Genomic DNA, 19,077 nt, shown 5'->3' with positions numbered 1-19,077 from the left:
CGCCCACCGATCTAGCGGCGCCGAGAACGACGAAGGGGCATTGCGATGAAGGGGCTTGTGGCGGCGGGCGCAGCGCTGATGACCGTCATCGCCGCGATCATGTTGGCGATCGTCGAACTGTTGATCAAACTCATACCGTTGCTGGTAGTGGCGGGATGCGTGTGGGGCGCGGTCGCGTTGATACGCGCACACCGCGCTCGCCAGGCCGCTGACGATGAGCGTCTCATGCAGGCGTGGAGCCGGCCCGTTCCCCAAGCCTCACCGCAGGCGGCGCTATCGGCATTGCTGCCGCCGGTGATTGCTCATCGCGAACGGATGTATGTGGTGCGCGGTGAGGACACCGGCTTGGCTTCTGATCGCGATGACGGCTATGTCCATGTTTCGGCGGCGGCATTGCCGCGTGTGCAGCGGTTGCCGGCCGCGTACCATCACCGGCGCAAATTCACGCCGCGTCGGGCGACGGGGCACCGTTCGGGTCGGCGGCGGCCATGAGCTCGGTTTCTGATCAGCAATGGCTGCGTCAAATTGGGGTGGATCTAGACGCCGATGCAGCACACGACCACGACGACGAGTGCGTCTCGGTCGACGAGGCAGTCGATGAAACCTCCGATGACGACGGCGCGAGCAGCGACAACGGCGCCCCACCCGTCGGCGAGGACGACAGTGCCGACGAGCCTGCGGGTGCTTTCGACGATGATGGCGACAGCGTCGAGCCGACAGATGACGAAAGCCCCTGTGTGGATGCCGATTTGGAGGCGACGGGGCAGCGCACGCGCAGATACACGCCGTGGGTGCTGGGGGCGTTTGCTGCGGTGGTGATGTTGGCGACGGTCATTACCACGCTGGGGGTCTCACTGTCGGGTCCTGATGATGCTTCTCCGAGTCCACGCCAGCATCCCATCAAGTCGAGCGTCGCACCAACTATGGCGATAGCGCCAGCACCGGCGCCAGCTGACGGCGGCGATCACCCACTGCCATTTACGGCGTCCTCCGACTGCCCCGCGGGCGCCTCAACATCGGCGAAATCTATTGCCGATCCCGACAAGCCATCGCCGTGGATTTGCGTGCGGCACACGGACGGCCAACCGCTCTACATCACGCTCGGGCCCGCTGGAATCGAGCGTGCGTATGTGATCACTGCGGTCAGCATCGTGCCTGGGGATACGGCCGCGGCCCAAGGGTCCGGTGGTGATCCATGGCTACAGCATCGTGTGGTCACGTTGCTGCAATGGCAGTTCAATGACACGGCGCACACGGTTGTCGACCAGGACACAGGAAATGTTCACGGTGAAGCGGTCAAACCGATTTCCGGGGTGAGCGCCTCGAAAATCACTGTGATTATTCGTCAAACCAGCCGGCCGGTCGCGGCTCCTCAGCCCAGCGCGTCGGCGCCAGACGGCGGACCGTTCGGCGGGATCTTGGGTGGGCCCGCCCCGACGACCGGCGGCCCCCAACCGACCAGCGGCCCTGACCCGACCGGCTTTGGGTCAGGACACGACACCGATCCCAGTGATGGGACGTTCGCGGTGTCGAGCATCAAAATCATTGGGCACAAGGCGACATAAGGACGATGTGGTGAGAATCAGCAACGTATGGAAGAAGCGCCTCACGGTGCTGGGTCACAGCGCCGGCCGTGTCGCTCTTGCGATTCTTGTGGCCAGTTCGTCCATCAACGGTATCGCCTTGCTGTGGCGGTTTATCTTTCCGCCCGAACCGCCACCCGTGGCGGCGGTGGTCCGCGACGTGATCAACGAGACCGATCCCGTGAAGGCTTTCGCCGTGAGCTGTGTCAAAGGGCTACTTGTCGGAACCGCCTCGGGCGCTTCGAATTTGACGCGCTGCTTTCCCGGCGGCCAAAAGTACGAACTGCCGAAAACATCGTCGATGACAGTGTCGAACCCAGCGGCGTGGGCATCTAAGCGCAAGACCTCCTCTAATGACATCGTGCTCTACAGCGTGAAGGTTCAAATCGACGAGCAGCCCTACCCGTCGGCGCCGCCGACGACGGCGTTCTACCAGCTGCCGGTGGCGGTATACCGAGATAAGGGTATACAGGCACTCGATCGGATCAGCAGAGTCGATATGCCCCCTCCGGGAGCCTATGTGCCGCTGGGATATTCAGCACCTATCGCTGCCAACAGCCCGCTTTTCACGATGCTGTCTGGGTTTGCGACGTCGTTTTTGACCACCTCGGGTGGACTGGAACGGTTTATCACCACCGACTCGGGCATCACGGCCGTAGGGTCCTACTCCTCGGCCACGGTGACTGCCGCTGAGGCCGACAACCTTCCACCCGATGCCCCCTCCGATAACAACGAATTAGCCACGCACATCGATGTTTCGGCGCGCAGATCCGATTACACCCTCGTATCGCTGTCGTACTCGTTGACGTTGCGGTCGGTGGGCGGAACCTGGTTTGTCGCCCAGATCGACGCACTTCCTGTATTGGGCGGCGCGACGCCCACACCGGTCCCCACGACGGCGGTCGGACCGCACTAACTCATCGATCACATTGGGAGAAAGAGGGATTCATCATGATTGGCCAGTTATCGTCGCAGGCATTGGCTACCCACACCACGAACGTGGCTGCCGGGGCCGGCGTGATCAACATGAGTCACGAAGTGCTCTACATCATCATCGCAGTCGGCGGCACATACTTTCTGGGCAGCGGCATTGTGCGCGGTATGAGAGACCATCACAAGCGCGGCACGGGCGCCGCGATGTCGGCGATCGCCGGCGGCGTGGCTCTTGCGGTCGTCGTGGTCCACATCGTGGGGCTCTATCAGCGCGGTAATCAAGAATTTGAGCACCTGCCCGGCAGCGTTGGCCACTCCAATACCCGCGGATGGTGACCACAGCCCCGGTCGCCCCACCACGGCCGGTCGAAAAGGCCGAAGCGTGGTCGGGCATCCGTGACATCGACATCCAGATCGGGGAAGCTGCTCCCGGCCAAGAATGGCCCGGCGGCCCCTACCGCGGGGTGGAATGGGTGGCCATTGCCGCGATCGGGGGACCCACGCTGCTGTGGGTTGACAGCCAGCCCGCCGGAACCACCCTTCCGGTCCTCGCCGTCGGGGTGGTGCTTTGTGTGGTGACCGTTGGGTTGATGCGGTTGCTGTTGCCCAAAGGCCGTCCTTCTCTTTCGGCGCGTCTGGTGTTTGCCCGCAACAGTATTCGTCCACCACATCTTTGCACCTCGCAGGCTCGTGGTTCGGAGAGGCAGTTGCGTGTCGACTCCAGTTTTGACCCTCCCGAACGTGTCGAGGGAAATCTGGTCTTCACTTCCGGGGGTGTTTACGCCGAGTTCTTGATCGATGGCTTGTCGGTCAATATGCGCTCACTTGACGTCCACCGGCGAGCCGCCAGACTGACCCGCAACTTGGGGCGCTACCTGCCCTCGGGATCGCACGTACGTGGACTACTGGTTGCCGAGGACCAAAACGCCATCTTGCGGGCCATGGTAGGTGCGCACACCAACAAGTCGACATGGATTGGCCAGTGCAAGCATTGGGTGCCAATCATCGCCAAAGCGAACAAGTGGATCACCAAGGGATACCGCGGGCCCGTGCGCCCACGGTTTTGGCTAACGGTGCCTGTCGACGCGGGCACTGCGGGACGCACACCGCTCGGACAGGGCAAGCGGGCCTGGGATTGGGTCAGCGGGCGTGACAAAGACTCGAGCACATCGATTCACCACTACGCCAGCGTTGCCCGCCAGATCTGTGGCTCCTTACCTGATGAGTTCCACATTCGCGCGGCTAGCCCCGCGCAAATCCTTTGGTATCGGCGGCATCGCGCCATGCTCGGCGTCATCCATGAGCCGATGCCGCCGACCAATACTGGACCGTCCTCACTGGATGCTCGTGATTTTCCGCGCATCGCGTTCGACGAGGGCGACAACGCCGAGCGGCCATGGTGGCGACCCAGTTTCAAAGCCTTGGTTCGCGTCTACGATCCCCACGACCCCGGCCGCGGATCGAGCTACCAGTCGTTTTTGACCGTCGAGCACTTCCCCGAGACGGGGCTGGCGTTTCCGCGCGCGTCGTATCTGAATGCACTGCTCAATGTGAACACTCAGGCCAGTATCGAGTGGACCCAGCATATTTACATCCGCACACCTCAAGATGCGCAAGCCCGAAATTTCCGCCACACCAAAAACATCAAAGACCAGATGCGTCAGCGAGGTCATCGCGGCGCTGAAAATGACGAATTGCCACGGAAACTGGCGCGCACGCGGGCCTACACATCGCATCTCAACGGTAATCCCGCCGAACGCGAGCTCGACCATACGGTGGTGATCGCGGTCGGGGCCGACTCACCACAGATCCTCGAGGATGCGGTCAAGCAGGTCCGCCAAGAGCTCGACACAGTCGGTATCGCTGTCAAACGCCATCGCGGCGCTCAGGCGTTGCTGTGGAAGGCATTCAACACCGGAAGTGAAAACACCTGCCCGCTCGACGAATTTCGCAATCCCACCAGCGCACACAAGTGGTCGCTGTTTTTGCCACTGATTTCAGGGCGGGTGGGCAACGTTAAAGGCAGTGCGCTGGCCATCGACCAAACTTCGATGCGGCCGGCGATCATCCTGCACGATCCCGAGGGAACTGCGCGTCGAAACAAGAACACCGGGCTGGCCGTCGTCGGGGATCCCGGCGGCGGGAAATCTAACCGCACCAAACTGTCGGCGCATGAACTGATCCTGCGTGGCGGGCGTGTTGTGGTGTTCGAGCCTGACACGATCGCCGAATGGAAGCGGGCCCTCACACCGATCGAGGGTGTGCGCTTCATCGACCCGACCACGCCGCAGTACCTGTATGACCCGCTGGTGATCTTCCCCGCTCACCTCGCCGGGCGCATCGCGGCCGCCCATATTTTGCCCTGGATTGGGCTCTCGTACGACAGCCTGCTCGCCAAGCGGTACCGACGATTGGTGCGGCCGGAAAACCGTGCCAGTAACGGGATTTCGAGCCACCGCGCGCTGCTGGACTATCTGCGCTCGCAGCCTGACGCCGACAACGACGAGCTGCTGTTGCGCTTGGAGACAGCTCAGGAGGATTTTCCCGGGCTTTTCGACGACCACTTGCCGCCTTACCGCCCGGAAGACTCCCCGGCGACGGTCTACCTGACCGGCAACCTGGGCCTGCCTAGTACCGAGGATCTCACCAATGCCGATCTTTACGCGAAACTCTCGGGGACCCAGCGCGCCGGCATGGCAATCTATGGCCTGCTCATTGAACTAGAGCAGCGATACATGTTCGATCGTCTCGACGTATTCGACGTCATGATCTTCGAGGAGTGCGCCGAACTGCTTGCGTTTCCCACCACGGCACGCATTGCGCACAAGTTCACTCGCCGGGGCCGCAAGCACGCAAGCGGAATCTGGTTTATCACACAAGATTTCAGAGACCTTGCCCGCATGGGGGATGAGTTTGTCACGCAAAAATGGATCTTTCGCGTGCAAGACCCCCAACTGGCCTACGCAACACTGAAGTGGGCGCGCATCGACCCAGACATGTATCCCGAGTTTGTCAGCGCACTAAGCGAGGACACCAGTCCTGGCTCCACCGCGGATGAAGACATGTTCTCTGATCGCGGGGAGTGGGGCGGCTATGTCACCGAAGCCGGGGCGGTCGATCGTGCCCGACTCGGGGAAGGATTCTTGGTCGACGAGCTCGGACGTCCAGCACGCGTTCAATTCTTCGGCGCGCCAACCGAAGAGCAGGCACGCGCATTCGACAGCACCGCGGCAGTGATGGCATGAACGCCAGCGATTCCCTGGCAGTCTGGCTGCTGGAGCATCCGCGGTTGCGCCGGGTAATCGGCGCGATGACCGGTGTCTACGTCCTGTGTCTGTGGGCCGTGGTGGCCGCACCCAAAGCCTCGGCAGCAGTGGGTGCCGCTGCGCTGGGGTGGACGGGGCTGCATGACTTGGATAACGTGCCGATCGCTGACTACTTCCTCTCGATGGTCGACACCACCGAAGCCACATTCAACAACGGCCAACACGTCAGCGCGTTCGATCCCGAATCGTGGGGATCCTGGATCGTCACAGCCACCCAAACCGCGATCTCACATAGCACCGCGGCGTGGTGGTTGACCAATGAAGCTGCCCTTGTGGTGTTCTCGATCGGGATCGCGTTGTGGCTGTTGCGATTTGCAATGTCGAGCTCGTGGCTAGTCGCTCTTGTCCAAATCGGGCGGCCCGTTTTCGCCACGGTGAACACGCTCGTCAATCAGATGTGGCTGGGGCCGTTGGCAGTCGCGGTTTGTGTGGTGTTGGCGGGGTATCACCACCAGCGCGGCCAGCCGGCCCAGGCGCGCAACCTGCTGGGCACCGCCGCAGTGCTATCCGCACTGGTGTGGACGGTCTTTCGTGACCCCATCGACGATCTAGTCAGCGATCACGGCCTTTTGGGGATGGGGCGAGCCACAGGCTTTCAGATCGCCCAGGACGCCCGCCAGAGCTCGTATGCTCCGGGCCAGTCACTGGATACCCAGCTCGATGCCCTGCTGGCGCAGCTGGTGTCATCGACGGCGCGCCCCGCTCTCCAGCTACAAAACTTCGGCATGGTCGTCGACGATGTGGGCACCTGTCGCCAGGCCTGGACGCAGGCCATCTTGGCCGCGCACAGCCAAGGACCTGGACCTGCGCACGCGATGGCCGGATGTGGTGCACCCCAAGCGTTGGCCCACGCCCAACAATTGGGCGCCAACGACTTCGTGCTGGGACTGGTGTTCCTGTTCGCCGCGTTTTGGATCGGCCTTTTCATCTGGTATGTCGGCGTGAGCACGTTGCTGGTCGGTGCCAAAGCCACCTATTACTGCATCGTTGTGGTGCCCGCGGCGATGGTCGGCATGAGCGGTTGGCACCGCGGCAAAAAATTCGCGATGCGCTGCGTGTCGCAGGTGCTCTTGCATGGCGTCGAGATGATGATCTTCACCGTCTTTTTGGCGTTGAGTGCAGTCGGGATGGGCTGGGCGCTGACCACCCCGCAACTCGGGCATGGCGGCGCCACGGTGGTGCCGCGACTGTTATTGGTGAGCCTGGGTTCGGTCGTGGGCATCTTTTTGTTCCACTACATCGACAAGCATTTCTACACAGACAGTTTGGGCACGATCGCCCACCACATCAGTGGGGCGTGGCACTCCACAAGCGGTGCTGTGCGCGACGAATACAACGACTACGCTGAGGCGGGACGCAAAGCGCGCGGGCTGTTTCGCGGGGTTGCGCGCCGCGGCGATAGCGACAGCGCCGGCGACGACGATAGTTCCGAGGCAGATGCCGACACCACGGCGCCGGGTTTTGATGCGATCAAGCCTCGGCCCAGCCGGGTGCGCGACGAGGAGGAGACCATGGCGACCCGCACGCGGGCCACCACCAGCCGGATGGCAGCAGAAAAGGCAGGGGCAAGCGAGGCGGCGGCGAGCGCCGGTGAACATGCCGCGGCGGCAGCAGCAGAAGGCGCCGGCGCGACAGCAGCAGAAGGCGCCGCCGCGGCCGCCGCGCCAGAGATCGTGATTCCCGCCGTCGTCACCGAAAAGACCGTCCAGCACATCCGCCGACATCACCACCGCGACGGCTCAGACACCGGCGCTCAACAAGGCGACGCGAACAGCGACGGCCAGCCATTCAGACCTGACCAAGGTGACGAGCCGCCGATGGCAGCTTCAGATGGGCTGCCAGCGCTGCCGAGCCATCAGCGCCGACCCGCCCTGGGTGTGGGGCGCCATCAGGCGCCCCAGCCCGCAACCCCTGATGAGGATCCTGACCTTCCACTGGATACATCATCTGAGCAGCAGCAACCGATCGAGAGGTCTGAGTCGGCCGTAGAATTTCCGTCACCGCCTCGACCACGAGCAAGGGATGATCATCAGTGAGTGCCCGTGACTATTTCGACATGGGAATTAGCCGCCTGGGCCTCGGTGGGGCCGGGACCGATCACGCGGGAGCGCGAGAAGCCTTCACGCAGGCCACCGACATGGATCCCGGCATGTGCGACGCATGGATGGGGCTGGCTGTCGCGGGTGACGTCAGCCTTAACACCCTGCGCGGCGCCTATGATGCACTCTCGACTCTGCACCGCGAAACGCGTCGGATTGGCCTCACAGATTCGGCATTGGCGCCAACAGTGTCTACGCCCTTCCTCATTGATCTTTACCCACACACCCCGACCGGGATCACCCTGGCCTACGCGGCGACACTAGTTAGCCAAGGCGACTACGACCGGGCGGAGAAAATTCTCGACGAGGTCGACCTCACCGTCGAGCCCAGTCAGGCGCAGATACACCGATTCGTCGGGGCCGCAATGTTTTTCCTGACGCGCCGCTGGCCCGACTTGTTGACGTGGACCTCGCAGCCATCGTCGGGCAGCGGTGGGATCGTGGAGGCCGCCACACGACTGCTCAAAGGCATCGCCCAAACCGGGCTGGGACAGTTCGAGGCGGCGCTGGCCACGCTGGCGTCCGTCGTGACCCAAGCCGAACGGTCCAAACTCGACCAGAGCGGGATCGATACCTCGCACCTGCTGGCCGAGGCGGCCCTATACCGCGGCTTGTGCCACCGCGCGTTGGGGGACGAGGCCGCCGCCCGCAAAGAATTCAGCGCAGCCAGCGTAGACGGTCAACTGCGCCCAGACGCCGCCGCCGCGCTCGATGACACCGGCTACGGCGTCACCGTCACGACCCCAGACGTGATTGCAGCCCGGTCCAATCGGTGGGACCCCGACTCCGGACCCAGCGTGGCCGACCTGCGCAGAGCCGAGCAACGCAAAGAAGCCGTACGTGTGCTGCAGCGCGCCGAACGTGAACTCGACGAATTCATCGGGCTCCGCCGCGTCAAAGAGCATGTCAAGGAACTCAAATTCGTCAAGGTGTATGACCAGAAGATGATCGAGCGTGGTGTCCAGATCGGGGAGCGCGACACCTTGCACATGACTTTGGTCGGCCCGCCGGGAACCGCGAAAACGTCTATAGCACGGCTTATTTGCGAGATGTATTTCGGCCTGGGCATCCTGGAATCGCCAGAATTCATCGAAGTCTCACGCAAGGATCTTGTCGACGAGCACATCGGTGGCACTGAGAAGAGGACATCGGCGATCCTGGAAGCTGCCAGGGGCTGTGCACTGTTCATCGACGAGGCACCCGAGCTCTACAAACCGGATAACGAGCGCGATTTCGGCCACATCGCCGTTGACGTCATCATGAAATTCGCCGAGGACCATCGCCACGACACCATGATCGCCATGGCCGGCTATGCCAGCCCAATGAACCGGCTTTTGAGCGCCAACCCCGGTCTGCGGTCACGATTTCCGTTCCAGCTCGAATTCACCTCCTGCGACACCGACGACCTGGTACGCATCGCTGAGCTGTTCGCAGCACGGTTCCATGTGGCCGTCGAATCTACTGCTCTTTCGCGGTTCAGCAGCACCGCTGAATGGCTATGCAACACGCCAAGTACACGTCCCGGTGATCCGCACATGCTCATCGATGTCGCCGCCAACGGCCGGTTCGCGCGGACCGTCATCGAACAAGCATTGCGCAAAGCCAAGGCCCGCATCGCAGCCGATCCGACGGTGGACTTGCTCACCGCCGATCTGAGCAGCATTAGCACGATTACGCTGCCAGACATGGACGCTGCCCTCACTGACGTCCTGGCGGCCCTTGAGCTTGTCACGCCGTGAGCCAACACCGTGGCTACTGAAATGCGGATCGTCGTGGGCCACATTGATACTCGAGATGCAGTCGACCGACACCAGCCACCAGCTGGATCGCCTAGCACCAGCAGCCACCAGCCGGTGACCCCGACGGCTAAAGCCGCCAGTCCCCTCGGGGCGCACTGATGGACAAGATCGAACCGAAACACCTCACCGGTATCAGTGAAACCGCCTTGTGGACACTGTGGAACCGAGGTAGTGAGGCACTGCGTCCCGATAGGACAGTCGACGATCCTCTCGCAGTAGAGCTGATCGAGCACATCGACTATCCCTACCGGCAACGTTTCGGTGTTGCATCACAGGTCGTTTCGATGCGCGCTCACGCGTTTGACAGCGTCGTACGCACCTTCCTCGAATCGCACCCGAAGGCCACCGTGGTCGCTCTCGGCGAGGGCCTGCAAACCAGCTACTGGCGGTTGGGGAGGCCGGCGGCAACGTGGATCACGGTGGACCTGGCGCCGATTGTTGCGTTGCGAGAGCAGCTGCTCCCAGGCGAGCAGCACATCATCAAGTTCGCGGGATCGGCGTTCGACCGAAGCTGGATGAACTTGGTGCCTTCCGAGTCGAGCCCCATCATCGTGGCCGAAGGACTGTTCATGTATTTCGACGAGACCACCGTCTATAAGCTCATCAGCGACTGCGCCCGTCAATTCCCCGGCGGCACCTTAGTTTTCGATGCCGCACCGGACTGGTTTGCGCGTATGAAGGTCAAGACCGTCGGCGCCAGGCGAGACGTGTTGACCAAAGAGCGATACATAGCTCCGCCCATACAGTCTGGCATATCCGCTAAAGACGCCGCAGCCCTCGCCACCCACATCGATGGTGTCGCCTCGTCTCAGGCCGTGCGGATGCCGCCGGGCCGGGGCCTTCAGGGTTGGCTGCTGCGCGCAATTTACCAAGGGCGGCTGATTCCTGCCCGCTGGCGCATGCCGCTTTATGTGCTGCGCTTCAAAAGCACGACGGGCGACCGTTGATCCTGACCCAATTGGTTTTGAAAGCAGATCTTGGCGCCGTTTGTTCGCGAATGTTGACGTCGGTCTCGCTTTGATCCCTAAATCGTCGACATCAGTGAATTCGAGAAGCTGGAAGGGTGCGTCACCTGCTTGTCAGTACGCCTGCGCCATCGAGCGAGGCAAATCGCTTAGTCGTCGGTGATGCCGAGTTCTGGGGTTTGGTGCTTGGCGTGGCGGCTGCGTTCGCGGAGCCAGGTGGCCTCGATGTGGCGTTGGTAGGCGGCGTGGATGGTGGTGTGTAGCTGGTCTGCGCGTTTCAGGCTGTCGCGCAGCTGTTCATTGAGGATGGCTGGGTGCAGGCGCCGCGTTTGGGTGAGTGCGGGGTCGAGGTCGGGCTGGGTGACGCGGTTGATGACAGTCGGTGTTGGGGGTGCGCCGATGGTTGTGGTCCAAGGCAATTCGGTGTCGAGGAGCCGCAGGAGCCGCTGGGCAGGTTTGGGTGGCCACGTTTGGCCGGTGGTGTCGAGCAGGATGAGTCCGGACTGATTGGCTGCGGCGTGCTCGGCGAGGTCGGCGATCACTGCGGGGTCTGCGGTGGCGGCGTCGTCGATGATGATGAGACTGCCGGGGGGTAACGGCGATTGCGACTGGTTGCTGGTGATGGTGGCGTGGGTTTCGGTGATGGTGGCGGCGGTGTCGGCGAGCTCGTCGGTGATGGCGTGCTCGGCTTGTTCGCGGGTGGGGCTGCACCACAGGATCTTTCGTTCGGAGGCTGCGGCCGCGCTGTGCAGGGTGTGTAGGGCGGTTCGGCGTTCGGGCGAGGGTTGGGCGTGCACGACCGTGACGGCGAAGGGCAGCCTTGCGGTGCTGGTGATGGCTGCGGCTGTGGCGGGGGAGAGGTCGGCGGTGGCGCTGATGGTGAGGCTGAGGGGTCGGTGCGGTTGGAAGCGGCTGGCGGCGTCGAGCACGCGGAGCTCGGTGGCCAGTTGGTCGAGTTGGGCGGTGATGTGGTCGGCTGAGCGGGTTTCGGCGGCTGCGAATGCGGCGGCGGCGGCTAGTTCTGCGCGGTCGAGGTCTCCGCGCAGCTGGGTGCAGTAGCGGCGGGCGGCGAGCACGGCGCGATCATCTTGGGATCGTGCTTCGGCGATGATCTTGTCGACGTCGTCACCGCTGATGATGCGGTCCACGCCGCCGGCGGCTTGCGCGCGCGCCGCGAGTGCTTCGTGAAGCGCAGTCTGATAGCGCTCGGCGGGCGTGGTGTCGGGGAGTGCCATGAGGCGCAGTTGGATATCGAGTTTGGCTGAGGCGAGGTCGAGTGGGTCGACGTCGGTTTGCGACTGCAGCTCGTTGAGCTGGTCGCGTGCCCAGTCGACATCGCGTAGCGCTGCCTCGTATTCGGTTTCGGCGTCGGCCCATTCGGCAGTGACGTCGTGGACGGCGATCAAGTAGGGGCGGTCGGCATCGGCGCGCTGGCGCAGGTCGCGGATGTGCGGGGCGGCTTGGCGCATTACGAGTCCGTCACCGATTGCGGCGCGGGCATGCAGGGCCTGATGGTCGGCTAGCGCCTGCTGGTACTGGGTGCGCAAGGTGGTGAGGTCGAGGAGAGCGGCCGGCAGTGGCGGGGGTGCCACGCGGTGGCGAGGGAGGTCGTCGAAGTCCAGGCCGGCGAGTTCGTCGGCAGTCTCGAGCGGGGTGTTGATCGGGTCGGGCTCAACGAGTTCGAGGTGCCACGGTTGCTCGGAAGCGTCGATTGCGGGCATGTCGATCCTGGGGGTGTGGGGGTCGGGGGGAAGTTGTTCTTCTTCGTCGGGGTGCAGTGGGGGTTGTTCGGGTGGCGGGTGGTCGGTGTGGTCGTGGTGGCCGCCGATCAGGTCAACGGTGTAGGTGACGGCGCGGGCGTAGTGGTAGGCGGGGATGGTGTGGTCGGGGTCGACGTCGGCGAGGTGTTCGGCGGCGACGTGGAGCAGGTCGGCGGGGGTCCAGCGGGTGGGGTCGGCGGCGTTGATAACCGAAACGAGGCCGGGCCAGGCCGGATCGGCGATGATGGATTCAGCAGCTGCTGACCCAAAGACGTTGTGCAAGTCGGTGATCCAGGCCGGGCACAGGCCGGTATGGGGGGTGTCGAGGGTGGCCGTGGAGGTCAGTTCGGCGGCAAGACGCCACCACAGCGCGGCGGCGGGCAGCTCGTCGGGTAGCGGTCGTTGGGTGGCTGCCGCGCGGACGAGGGCAGGCAGGTCGGGTCGGCTGGTGGCGGCTTGAGCGAGGTGGGCGGCCAGTTGGGGCCAGTACCCGTCGGCGCGGATGCGGGGATCGATGGAGTCGATCAGCTGCTCAAAGCGGCGCGCGTGTGGGCTCTGGGTGCGTACCACCGCTTGGGCGCGGTTTTCGAGCAAGTTTTGGACGGTGCGGGCGCGCACGGCGTATTGGGGTGGGCCGAGCAGTCGGGTGTCTTCGGGAACCACGTTGTGGGCGGCGCGGAAGACGGCGATCTCGGCTGCGAGTTGGGGGTTGGCGGCGAGAACGGGTTTGGCCCATGCCGGTGCGGTCGCCGGTGTCCATTGGCGGGTGACGGTTTCGCGGATCTGGTCTGCCAGCTCGGTAACCAGCGTGGCGCGCCCGTCCAGGCAGTTCTGCCATACGCGATCGTTGGCCAGCAGCGCGGGGGTGGCGGGCAGCCAGCGCAGCGCCCCGATACCGGCGGAGTGTCCGCCGGTGGGGTCGATGCGCCAGTCGATCACTGCGGCGGGATCGTGGGCGCTGAACAGCTCGCCAACGCCGGCGGCCTCGGTCAAGGTGGCGAACGGGTCGCGCCCATCGGCGGCGACGAGAGCCAAGTGTTTGCAGAGCACTGGCCATGCTTCGGCGCGGGTCAAACCTGGATAGAGCTGATCGGCGGTGACGTGCAGTTGGGCCAGCAGAGCCGGGGAAGCCAGGGCTTGGGCTGCCTCGCCCAAGGCGTTGTAGTACATCGCCGCGGCCGGGCCGAGCCGCACGAAGGCGTCGCGGGCTTGGCGTGCGGCGCTGGTGGCCGAGACTTGTGCGCCGTCGCGGGCCAGTGTTTTGGTCAAGACATCGACGGCTGTTTCGGGGTGTGTTGCTTTGGGGGACAGCACTCGGTGCGGGTCGGATTCCGCTGTTGATAGGTAGATGTGGTTTTCGATGCGGCCGCGAGTTAATGCCACGTAGAGGAGTTGGCGGGTGAGATGGCCGGCGCCGACGATGTGGCAGGCGTGTCCGGCGGTGAGTCCTTGTGCGGAGTCGATGGTGGCCGCGTAGCCGAGGGTGACGTGCTTTTTGACGTAGCGGGCGGGCAGGTGCACTGTTTTGCCGCTGCCGAGGTGGCGGGCTTTGATGCTGCCGTTTTTGTGGGTTTCCAGGATTTGGAAGCGGTAGCCGTTGCGCACGTAATCGGTGGGGCTTAGGCGCAGCCAACGGGCGTTGCGGCGGGTGCGGATAAGGTCGCCGGGGGAGGCGGCAAGCCGATCAGAAAGGGTGATTTCGTGGCCGTGCAGGGTGGCCGGATCGGCGGCGGCGAGGCGATCAAGACGGGCTCGGGCGTTGAGTCTATCGACGATTTCGTTGGTGGGGGCCAACAGGATCCCGTCGCGGCCGGCGTCGAGGTCGGCGGCCCACGCGGTGTAGGCCATGTCGGCTGCGGTCGCATCGGCGCCGACGTGCACACGCTGTTGGTCGATGTAAAACCCGAGCCCGGCGGGGTCGCCTTCGCGGATTGCCAGGGTGGCTGCGCTTTCGGCGGTGGAGGCAAAGCGCACCAGTTGAGAAAGCGTCAGGGCGCCGGTCTCGTGGGCGATGTCGCGCAGGACGCCGCCGGCTGAGATTGATGCGAGTTGGCGGTCATCGCCCACGAGGCGGATGTTGGCGCCGCGGGCTAAGGCGTGGGTGATCACCGCATCAAGTTCGAGCGTTCCGGCTTTGCCGGCCTCGTCGATGATGATCAGGGTGTCGGGTCCGACCGTGGTGAACCATGGTGGTGGGGCCGAACGACTCGATGCGTTGGCCGGGTCGGCCGACCACACGTATTTGGCGATGGTGTCGGTCGGGGCCGATAGATCCTCGCCGAGTTCGATGGCTGCCGCCGCGGTGGGGGCTAAGCCGATGATGGTGCCACCCGAGGACCGCCATGCATGCGACAGGGCGGCCATCGCTGTGGTCTTACCGGTGCCGGCAGGTGCTAGCGCTAACGCCACTCGTCGCCCACTGCTTGCCATTTCGCGGACCAGGGCGACCTGTCCCTCGTTGAGTTGTTTGCCGCGTGCGGCCGAGTCGGTCAGCGCCAGCTCGATATCGATGTCCTCGACCGTGCGCCCGTCGCGTTGCAGGGCGGCCGCAACGATGCGTCGCTCCGCGGCCAGCAGCTCGTGCGAGGTGTAGGTAGCGCTGCCGTGGCGGCTATGCACGCTGGTTCCATCGCGGCGGCGCAGCTGCGCAGGTTCTCCCATTTCTCCGTCGTCGATGTCGATATGGGCCATCGACAGCGGCTCGGCTAAGGCAGTCTCGGTGATCTTGTCGGCCAGCGTCTGGTCGGCGGCATGCCCGCTGCCGCGAACGCGGCGCTGCGCTTCGGCGAACACGTGGTGTCGTTGCCAGGTTGCCCGCGATTGGGCCACCGTGGCGATGACTTGGGCAGCGTGCGAGGCGATCCACTCGTCATCGACGGCCTCGATCTGGGGTGCCGGCACCGCCAACACCGTGCCCAACATCGCGGTCAGCTCCCGCACATCGCCGAGCACCTCGATCGCTTGGCCGCGCCACGTCTGGCGCTGCTCGGCTAATGAGCGGGATTCGTGTTTGGCTTCGCGGGTCTCCAGGGTCGCTTGTTGAGCCAACGCGATGGTTTCCACGTGGGTGGGCTCGCGGCCGTGGGTGGCTTGAAACTGTTTGGCCAGATCGGCGGTGCGCGCTTCGATCGCCAGCCGCCGCGACGACCACGCGGCCATCAGCTCGACTGACATTCCCACGATTTCACGCACTGGCCTCTTGCCGCGGCCCTCGCCAACAACGTCGGCGAACCGCAGCGCCAGTCGCTGCCCAAGGTGGGCTTCCAGGCGCGTGTTGTACAGCTCGGAGGCGGCCACGGTGAACTGGTGCACAGGTTGCCCGTCCAGCGCCAGCCAGCGCAGCACACCGTCGGCGCCCACGGTGGCGACCTTGTTGGAGATCGCGACATGGGTGTGCAGATCAGGGTCGCCGGCACGTGAATCGCGGTGGGTGAACGCCGCCGCGAGCAATCCGGTGGTGTCGACCTGGGCGACACCGTCCTTACCTGAACGGGTGAACGCGGCGTGAGTTTCTAACCACGCCAGCGCATCTGCCACCGCCGCGTCGTGACATTCCTCCACTACTTTTGCGACGTCGAGGGGCGCGATCGCCCACAGCGTAGACACTGACTTCACAGGCGAAAACGTCAAGTCGTAGCCGGCGACCGCGGTGGTGGCCGCGCGGGTTTCCCGCGCGATAAACCCACTGAGTTCACGATCGTCGGCGGGCGCGCGGCCGTACTGCTCGGCGAACCTTCTGTGCGCGACAACGGTGCGGATCGCGGCGCGTGTGGGCGCGTCGATCGGCGCGTTCCAGTGCAGTCCGGCTTCTTCGTTGTGGTCGCGATAGGCGACTGCCAGGGCGCGAGCAAAGGTGGTTTCGCCGTCGCGGATATAGAACTTACGGCCCAGTTTGGCGGCGTCGATCGCCGCGGCACCGCGCACTCCACGTGCGGTCGCATAGGCTGTGATCGCATCGGCGTTGGGGTGTAAACCTTCGCCGAACAACGCTTTCATTTGGGCTTCAGTGACCTCGGAACCCTCTGGGACCGCCCATATTTCGGATACATCGCTGGCCGGTATTCCGCGGGGTAGGGCTGATCGCAATGACGCCAGCCCTGATCCCACCCAACGGCCCGGGCATTCACCTTTCGACGAGTAGTAATCGATCAGCGGTGCCCGTCCACGGGCAGTGGAGTCCACAGCAGCCACTTGCCGGATGAGGTACTGATACCCGTCGCCGGCAGTGAGCTTGTGCATCGTCATCGTCACCGCAGTTGTCCCCTTCGAGGCGCACGTTAGAGACCCGAGCGACGATCTGTCCTACACAGTTAGGGCAGTTCTTAAGAAACCCTTACCCCTTAATGCAAGAGGTGTGTGGTGTATGGGGTGGTTGAGAAGGGTTGGTGCTGGTGGGCATTGGTGTGTGGTGGTTTGGGGTGTGATCGGCTTAGGTTGCGGGACAGTGGGTTTAGGAGACATGGGTGGGGGACAAATGTGGACATACTGATGTTGGTCGGTGTGGTAGAGCGGGTCGACGGCTTCGTCGTAGGGTGCGGCAATGGTGAATATCAACTCGAAATCGGCGGCGCGTAAACGGGTTCGCGAGGCGCAGCTGAGGGCGAACGAGGCCCGCGTGGAGCGCGAGCGTCAAAACGTTGATGACGCGGCGTCGTTTCTCGTCGAGCTGGGTCGTCTGGCGGCCGTGGATGAGTGGGAGGAGACCCGCATCCTTGAGATTGGGGCGGAGGCGGAGCGGCGGCGCCATGAGCACCGCCAGGCTGGTGCCGCGGCGGTGGCTCGAATGCAGGGTCGTGGTGAGACACTCTCGGCGATAGCGGAATTGGCTGGGGTCAAAGTCGGTGACGTTCGCGCGGTCGTGAAGGCGACGAGCGCACCTACCGTGGCGGCGCGGGATGCACTAGGTGCGGCCAACGGCGCGCCGGTAGCGCGAGCACTAGGTTCGAATGGCGTTACGGCGCAAACCGATGACGCGGCGGCGGGTGCACCAGGCGAAGATCCTGGCGCGACGGCGCAAGCACTAGGTTCGAACGACGTTGCGGCGCAAGCCGATGGCGAGGCGGTGGAAGCACGAGATACGGACGGCGCTGCGCTGCATGCCGAAGATGTCGGTGGCCGGGCTTAGCGTGGGTGCGTGCGTATAGATCCGGGGATTCCGCTGTGGGTCGATCCTGTTGTGCATGCCGACGAGTGTCGGCGCTTCGACTCCTACATAGTCCAGGGACCTGACGCTGACGACTGTGATTTTTTCACGGGCGCGATCGGTAAAGACGGATATGGTCGGTTCTTCATTTACCGTAGGGGTAAAGGGATTTGCGTGCGGCCGCATCGGTACGCGTTGGCGCGTCGGCTCGGTGTGCTCCTTCAGCCAGACGAGCTGGGTTTGCATGAGTGTGATAGCCCGCTGTGCGTGAAAGTCTGTGCAGCTGAGGCGCCCCGCCAGCATGTGGTGGTCGGGACACAGAGTGAAAATATGCGGCGGATGGCTCGGATGCGGCGTGGAGGAGGCCGTAGGCCGGTTCCCAGTGATGGGTTATGGGCTCGCCGGGAACGCTCGGTGGCGTTGCGCACGGTGTTGCGGGAACGGGGCTGGGATCGGGCCGCAGTAGAGTCTGCGCGACTCGGCGATATGCCGACGTTATGGTGAGGAGCTTGAGCACGGTCGGTGATTAGCCGGCCAGGACGGCCGATCGTGTTGCACGACGTCGGGAATCAGCGTGGATGTGGTCGAGACGGTAGACAACGGTGTGCATCGCCCAGTAGACGGCAACGATGTGGGCCCCGGGTATCACGCTGGCTGGTCGGGCCCAGATGTCGGCGGGATTGCTTGTGCGGCGGCGGCGACGGTGTGGAATCGCAGGCCTGTTGGCCCCTCGCGTATTCCGGTCGCCCAGATCTTGAGTTCTCGGATCTCAATAGAGGGCTCGGTGGACGCCGGGTCTGTGAGTGGGGAGTTGGCTTAGTCGCCAACGTCAGGTTGTCGCGACGCGTGCGATCGGGCAGCAGCGGCGAGTGTCGCGGCGCGCAGGAGCTCGGGGTCGAGCGGATAGGTTTCGTGCTGAGGCCCCCAGGAGTCGATCCATTCGACGGTGACTTGCCGGCCATCGATCGCAACGATTAAACCGTGGGTGGTCTTGCAGGTGCAGGTGGCGCACGCGCGGCTCACCGCTGCGGTGTTGGCGGCGTCGACGAGCTGGCCGATGTGAAAGTCGTTGGTGTTCATGGTTGTCGTCTCTGATGGTCTGGGGGCGAGTGGTGCGTGGTGTGGTTGATGGCGCCGGTGATCTGATCCCAGGCGATTTGGATATCGTGGCGTTCGGCGGCGCTCGCTAGGGCTAGGGACTCATCGACTGCGGCCTTTGCGGCCGTGAATTGTTGGTCGGTGATCGGGTCTGTGCGACGACGCTCGATGGTGGCGATCGCGATCGTCTGGCCGTCGCATAGGTCAACGAGTTCGTAGCTGGTAAAGGGTTCGGTGAGTTGGATCGGGCGGCGCGTGCAGTCGACGTGGCGGTGGTAGGAGTCCAGCGCTGCGCCGGCGTCGCGCCGGTCGGGGTGGACGCTGAGAGACAACCCTTGGCTGTGGTGCTCGATTACGAGGTCGTACATCGT

The 19,077-nt window shown here is 64.0% G+C and carries 12 protein-coding genes; 9 read left to right on the top strand and 3 right to left on the bottom strand.

The genetic code is table 11. From position 1 onward, the window contains the following. Positions 1 to 45 precede the first annotated feature (45 nt). The 8 genes from MJO58_RS28105 (at position 46) to MJO58_RS28070 (ending at position 10,687) form a co-directional block, all read left to right on the top strand. Entirely contained in the window at positions 46 to 492 is a 447-nt protein-coding gene (locus MJO58_RS28105; protein WP_061559470.1) for a hypothetical protein, read from the top strand. Further along, a complete protein-coding gene (locus MJO58_RS28100) occupies positions 489 to 1,565 on the top strand; it encodes a hypothetical protein (RefSeq protein WP_061559469.1) in 1,077 nt (358 codons plus the stop codon). The genes MJO58_RS28105 and MJO58_RS28100 overlap by 4 nt, the downstream gene beginning before the upstream one ends. Positions 1,566 to 1,575: 10 nt before the next feature. Beyond that, on the top strand, positions 1,576 to 2,499 hold the full coding sequence (locus MJO58_RS28095) for a conjugal transfer protein (RefSeq protein WP_175364743.1): 924 nt from the start codon (positions 1,576 to 1,578) through the stop codon (positions 2,497 to 2,499). A 35-nt stretch (positions 2,500 to 2,534) separates the two neighbouring features. Continuing rightward, positions 2,535 to 2,852, top strand: coding sequence for a hypothetical protein (locus MJO58_RS28090; protein WP_082811600.1), 318 nt, complete (start codon positions 2,535 to 2,537; stop codon positions 2,850 to 2,852). 137 nt (positions 2,853 to 2,989) lie between these two features. Beyond that, positions 2,990 to 5,761, top strand: coding sequence for an ATP-binding protein (locus MJO58_RS28085; protein WP_239723509.1), 2,772 nt, complete (start codon positions 2,990 to 2,992; stop codon positions 5,759 to 5,761). Continuing rightward, positions 5,758 to 7,878: a hypothetical protein gene (locus MJO58_RS28080; RefSeq protein WP_061559467.1), complete on the top strand. Its 2,121-nt coding sequence runs from the start codon at positions 5,758 to 5,760 to the stop codon at positions 7,876 to 7,878. Before MJO58_RS28085 ends, MJO58_RS28080 begins: the two co-directional genes overlap by 4 nt. Beyond that, positions 7,875 to 9,680, top strand: coding sequence for an AAA family ATPase (locus tag MJO58_RS28075; protein WP_061559466.1), 1,806 nt, complete (start codon positions 7,875 to 7,877; stop codon positions 9,678 to 9,680). The genes MJO58_RS28080 and MJO58_RS28075 overlap by 4 nt, the downstream gene beginning before the upstream one ends. Before the next feature lie 158 nt (positions 9,681 to 9,838). Continuing rightward, a complete protein-coding gene (locus tag MJO58_RS28070) occupies positions 9,839 to 10,687 on the top strand; it encodes a class I SAM-dependent methyltransferase (RefSeq protein WP_061559465.1) in 849 nt (282 codons plus the stop codon). Between the two features lie 167 nt (positions 10,688 to 10,854). On the opposite strand, the gene mobF is transcribed toward MJO58_RS28070, so the two are convergent. Then, complete coding sequence (gene mobF / locus MJO58_RS28065) at positions 10,855 to 16,710, bottom strand: MobF family relaxase (RefSeq protein WP_239723511.1); 5,856 nt, start codon at positions 16,708 to 16,710, stop codon at positions 10,855 to 10,857. 295 nt (positions 16,711 to 17,005) lie between these two features. On the opposite strand from mobF, the gene MJO58_RS28060 reads away from it, so the two are divergent. Continuing rightward, positions 17,006 to 17,590 (top strand): hypothetical protein, encoded by a 585-nt coding sequence (locus tag MJO58_RS28060; protein WP_061559577.1) that lies wholly within the window; start codon positions 17,006 to 17,008, stop codon positions 17,588 to 17,590. Between the two features lie 834 nt (positions 17,591 to 18,424). Here the strand turns inward: MJO58_RS28060 and MJO58_RS28050 are convergent. Beyond that, the gene (locus MJO58_RS28050) at positions 18,425 to 18,688 is read right to left on the bottom strand and encodes a hypothetical protein (RefSeq protein WP_061559539.1); all 264 of its coding nucleotides are present in this window, start codon (positions 18,686 to 18,688) and stop codon (positions 18,425 to 18,427) included. Further along, positions 18,685 to 19,074 carry a hypothetical protein gene (locus MJO58_RS28045; RefSeq protein ID WP_061559538.1) on the bottom strand — a complete coding sequence of 130 codons (390 nt, stop codon included), beginning with the start codon at positions 19,072 to 19,074 and terminating at the stop codon, positions 18,685 to 18,687. Before MJO58_RS28045 ends, MJO58_RS28050 begins: the two co-directional genes overlap by 4 nt. Positions 19,075 to 19,077 lie beyond the last annotated feature (3 nt).

The organism is Mycobacterium lentiflavum (assembly GCF_022374895.2).
Classification (GTDB): Bacteria; Actinomycetota; Actinomycetes; order Mycobacteriales; family Mycobacteriaceae; genus Mycobacterium; species Mycobacterium lentiflavum.
The sequence above is the reverse complement of the archived record's forward strand: the minus strand, read 5'-3'. Positions and strand labels throughout refer to the sequence as shown.

Coding starts and splice junctions, on each gene's coding strand:
- MJO58_RS28080 (WP_061559467.1), top strand. CDS start 5,758: ATGAACGCCAGCGATTCCCTGGCAGTCTGGCTGCTGGAGCATCCGCGG.
- MJO58_RS28070 (WP_061559465.1), top strand. CDS start 9,839: ATGGACAAGATCGAACCGAAACACCTCACCGGTATCAGTGAAACCGCC.
- MJO58_RS28050 (WP_061559539.1), bottom strand. CDS start 18,688: ATGAACACCAACGACTTTCACATCGGCCAGCTCGTCGACGCCGCCAAC.
- MJO58_RS28045 (WP_061559538.1), bottom strand. CDS start 19,074: ATGTACGACCTCGTAATCGAGCACCACAGCCAAGGGTTGTCTCTCAGC.
- MJO58_RS28060 (WP_061559577.1), top strand. CDS start 17,006: ATGGTGAATATCAACTCGAAATCGGCGGCGCGTAAACGGGTTCGCGAG.
- mobF (WP_239723511.1), bottom strand. CDS start 16,710: ATGACGATGCACAAGCTCACTGCCGGCGACGGGTATCAGTACCTCATC.
- MJO58_RS28100 (WP_061559469.1), top strand. CDS start 489: ATGAGCTCGGTTTCTGATCAGCAATGGCTGCGTCAAATTGGGGTGGAT.
- MJO58_RS28105 (WP_061559470.1), top strand. CDS start 46: ATGAAGGGGCTTGTGGCGGCGGGCGCAGCGCTGATGACCGTCATCGCC.
- MJO58_RS28090 (WP_082811600.1), top strand. CDS start 2,535: ATGATTGGCCAGTTATCGTCGCAGGCATTGGCTACCCACACCACGAAC.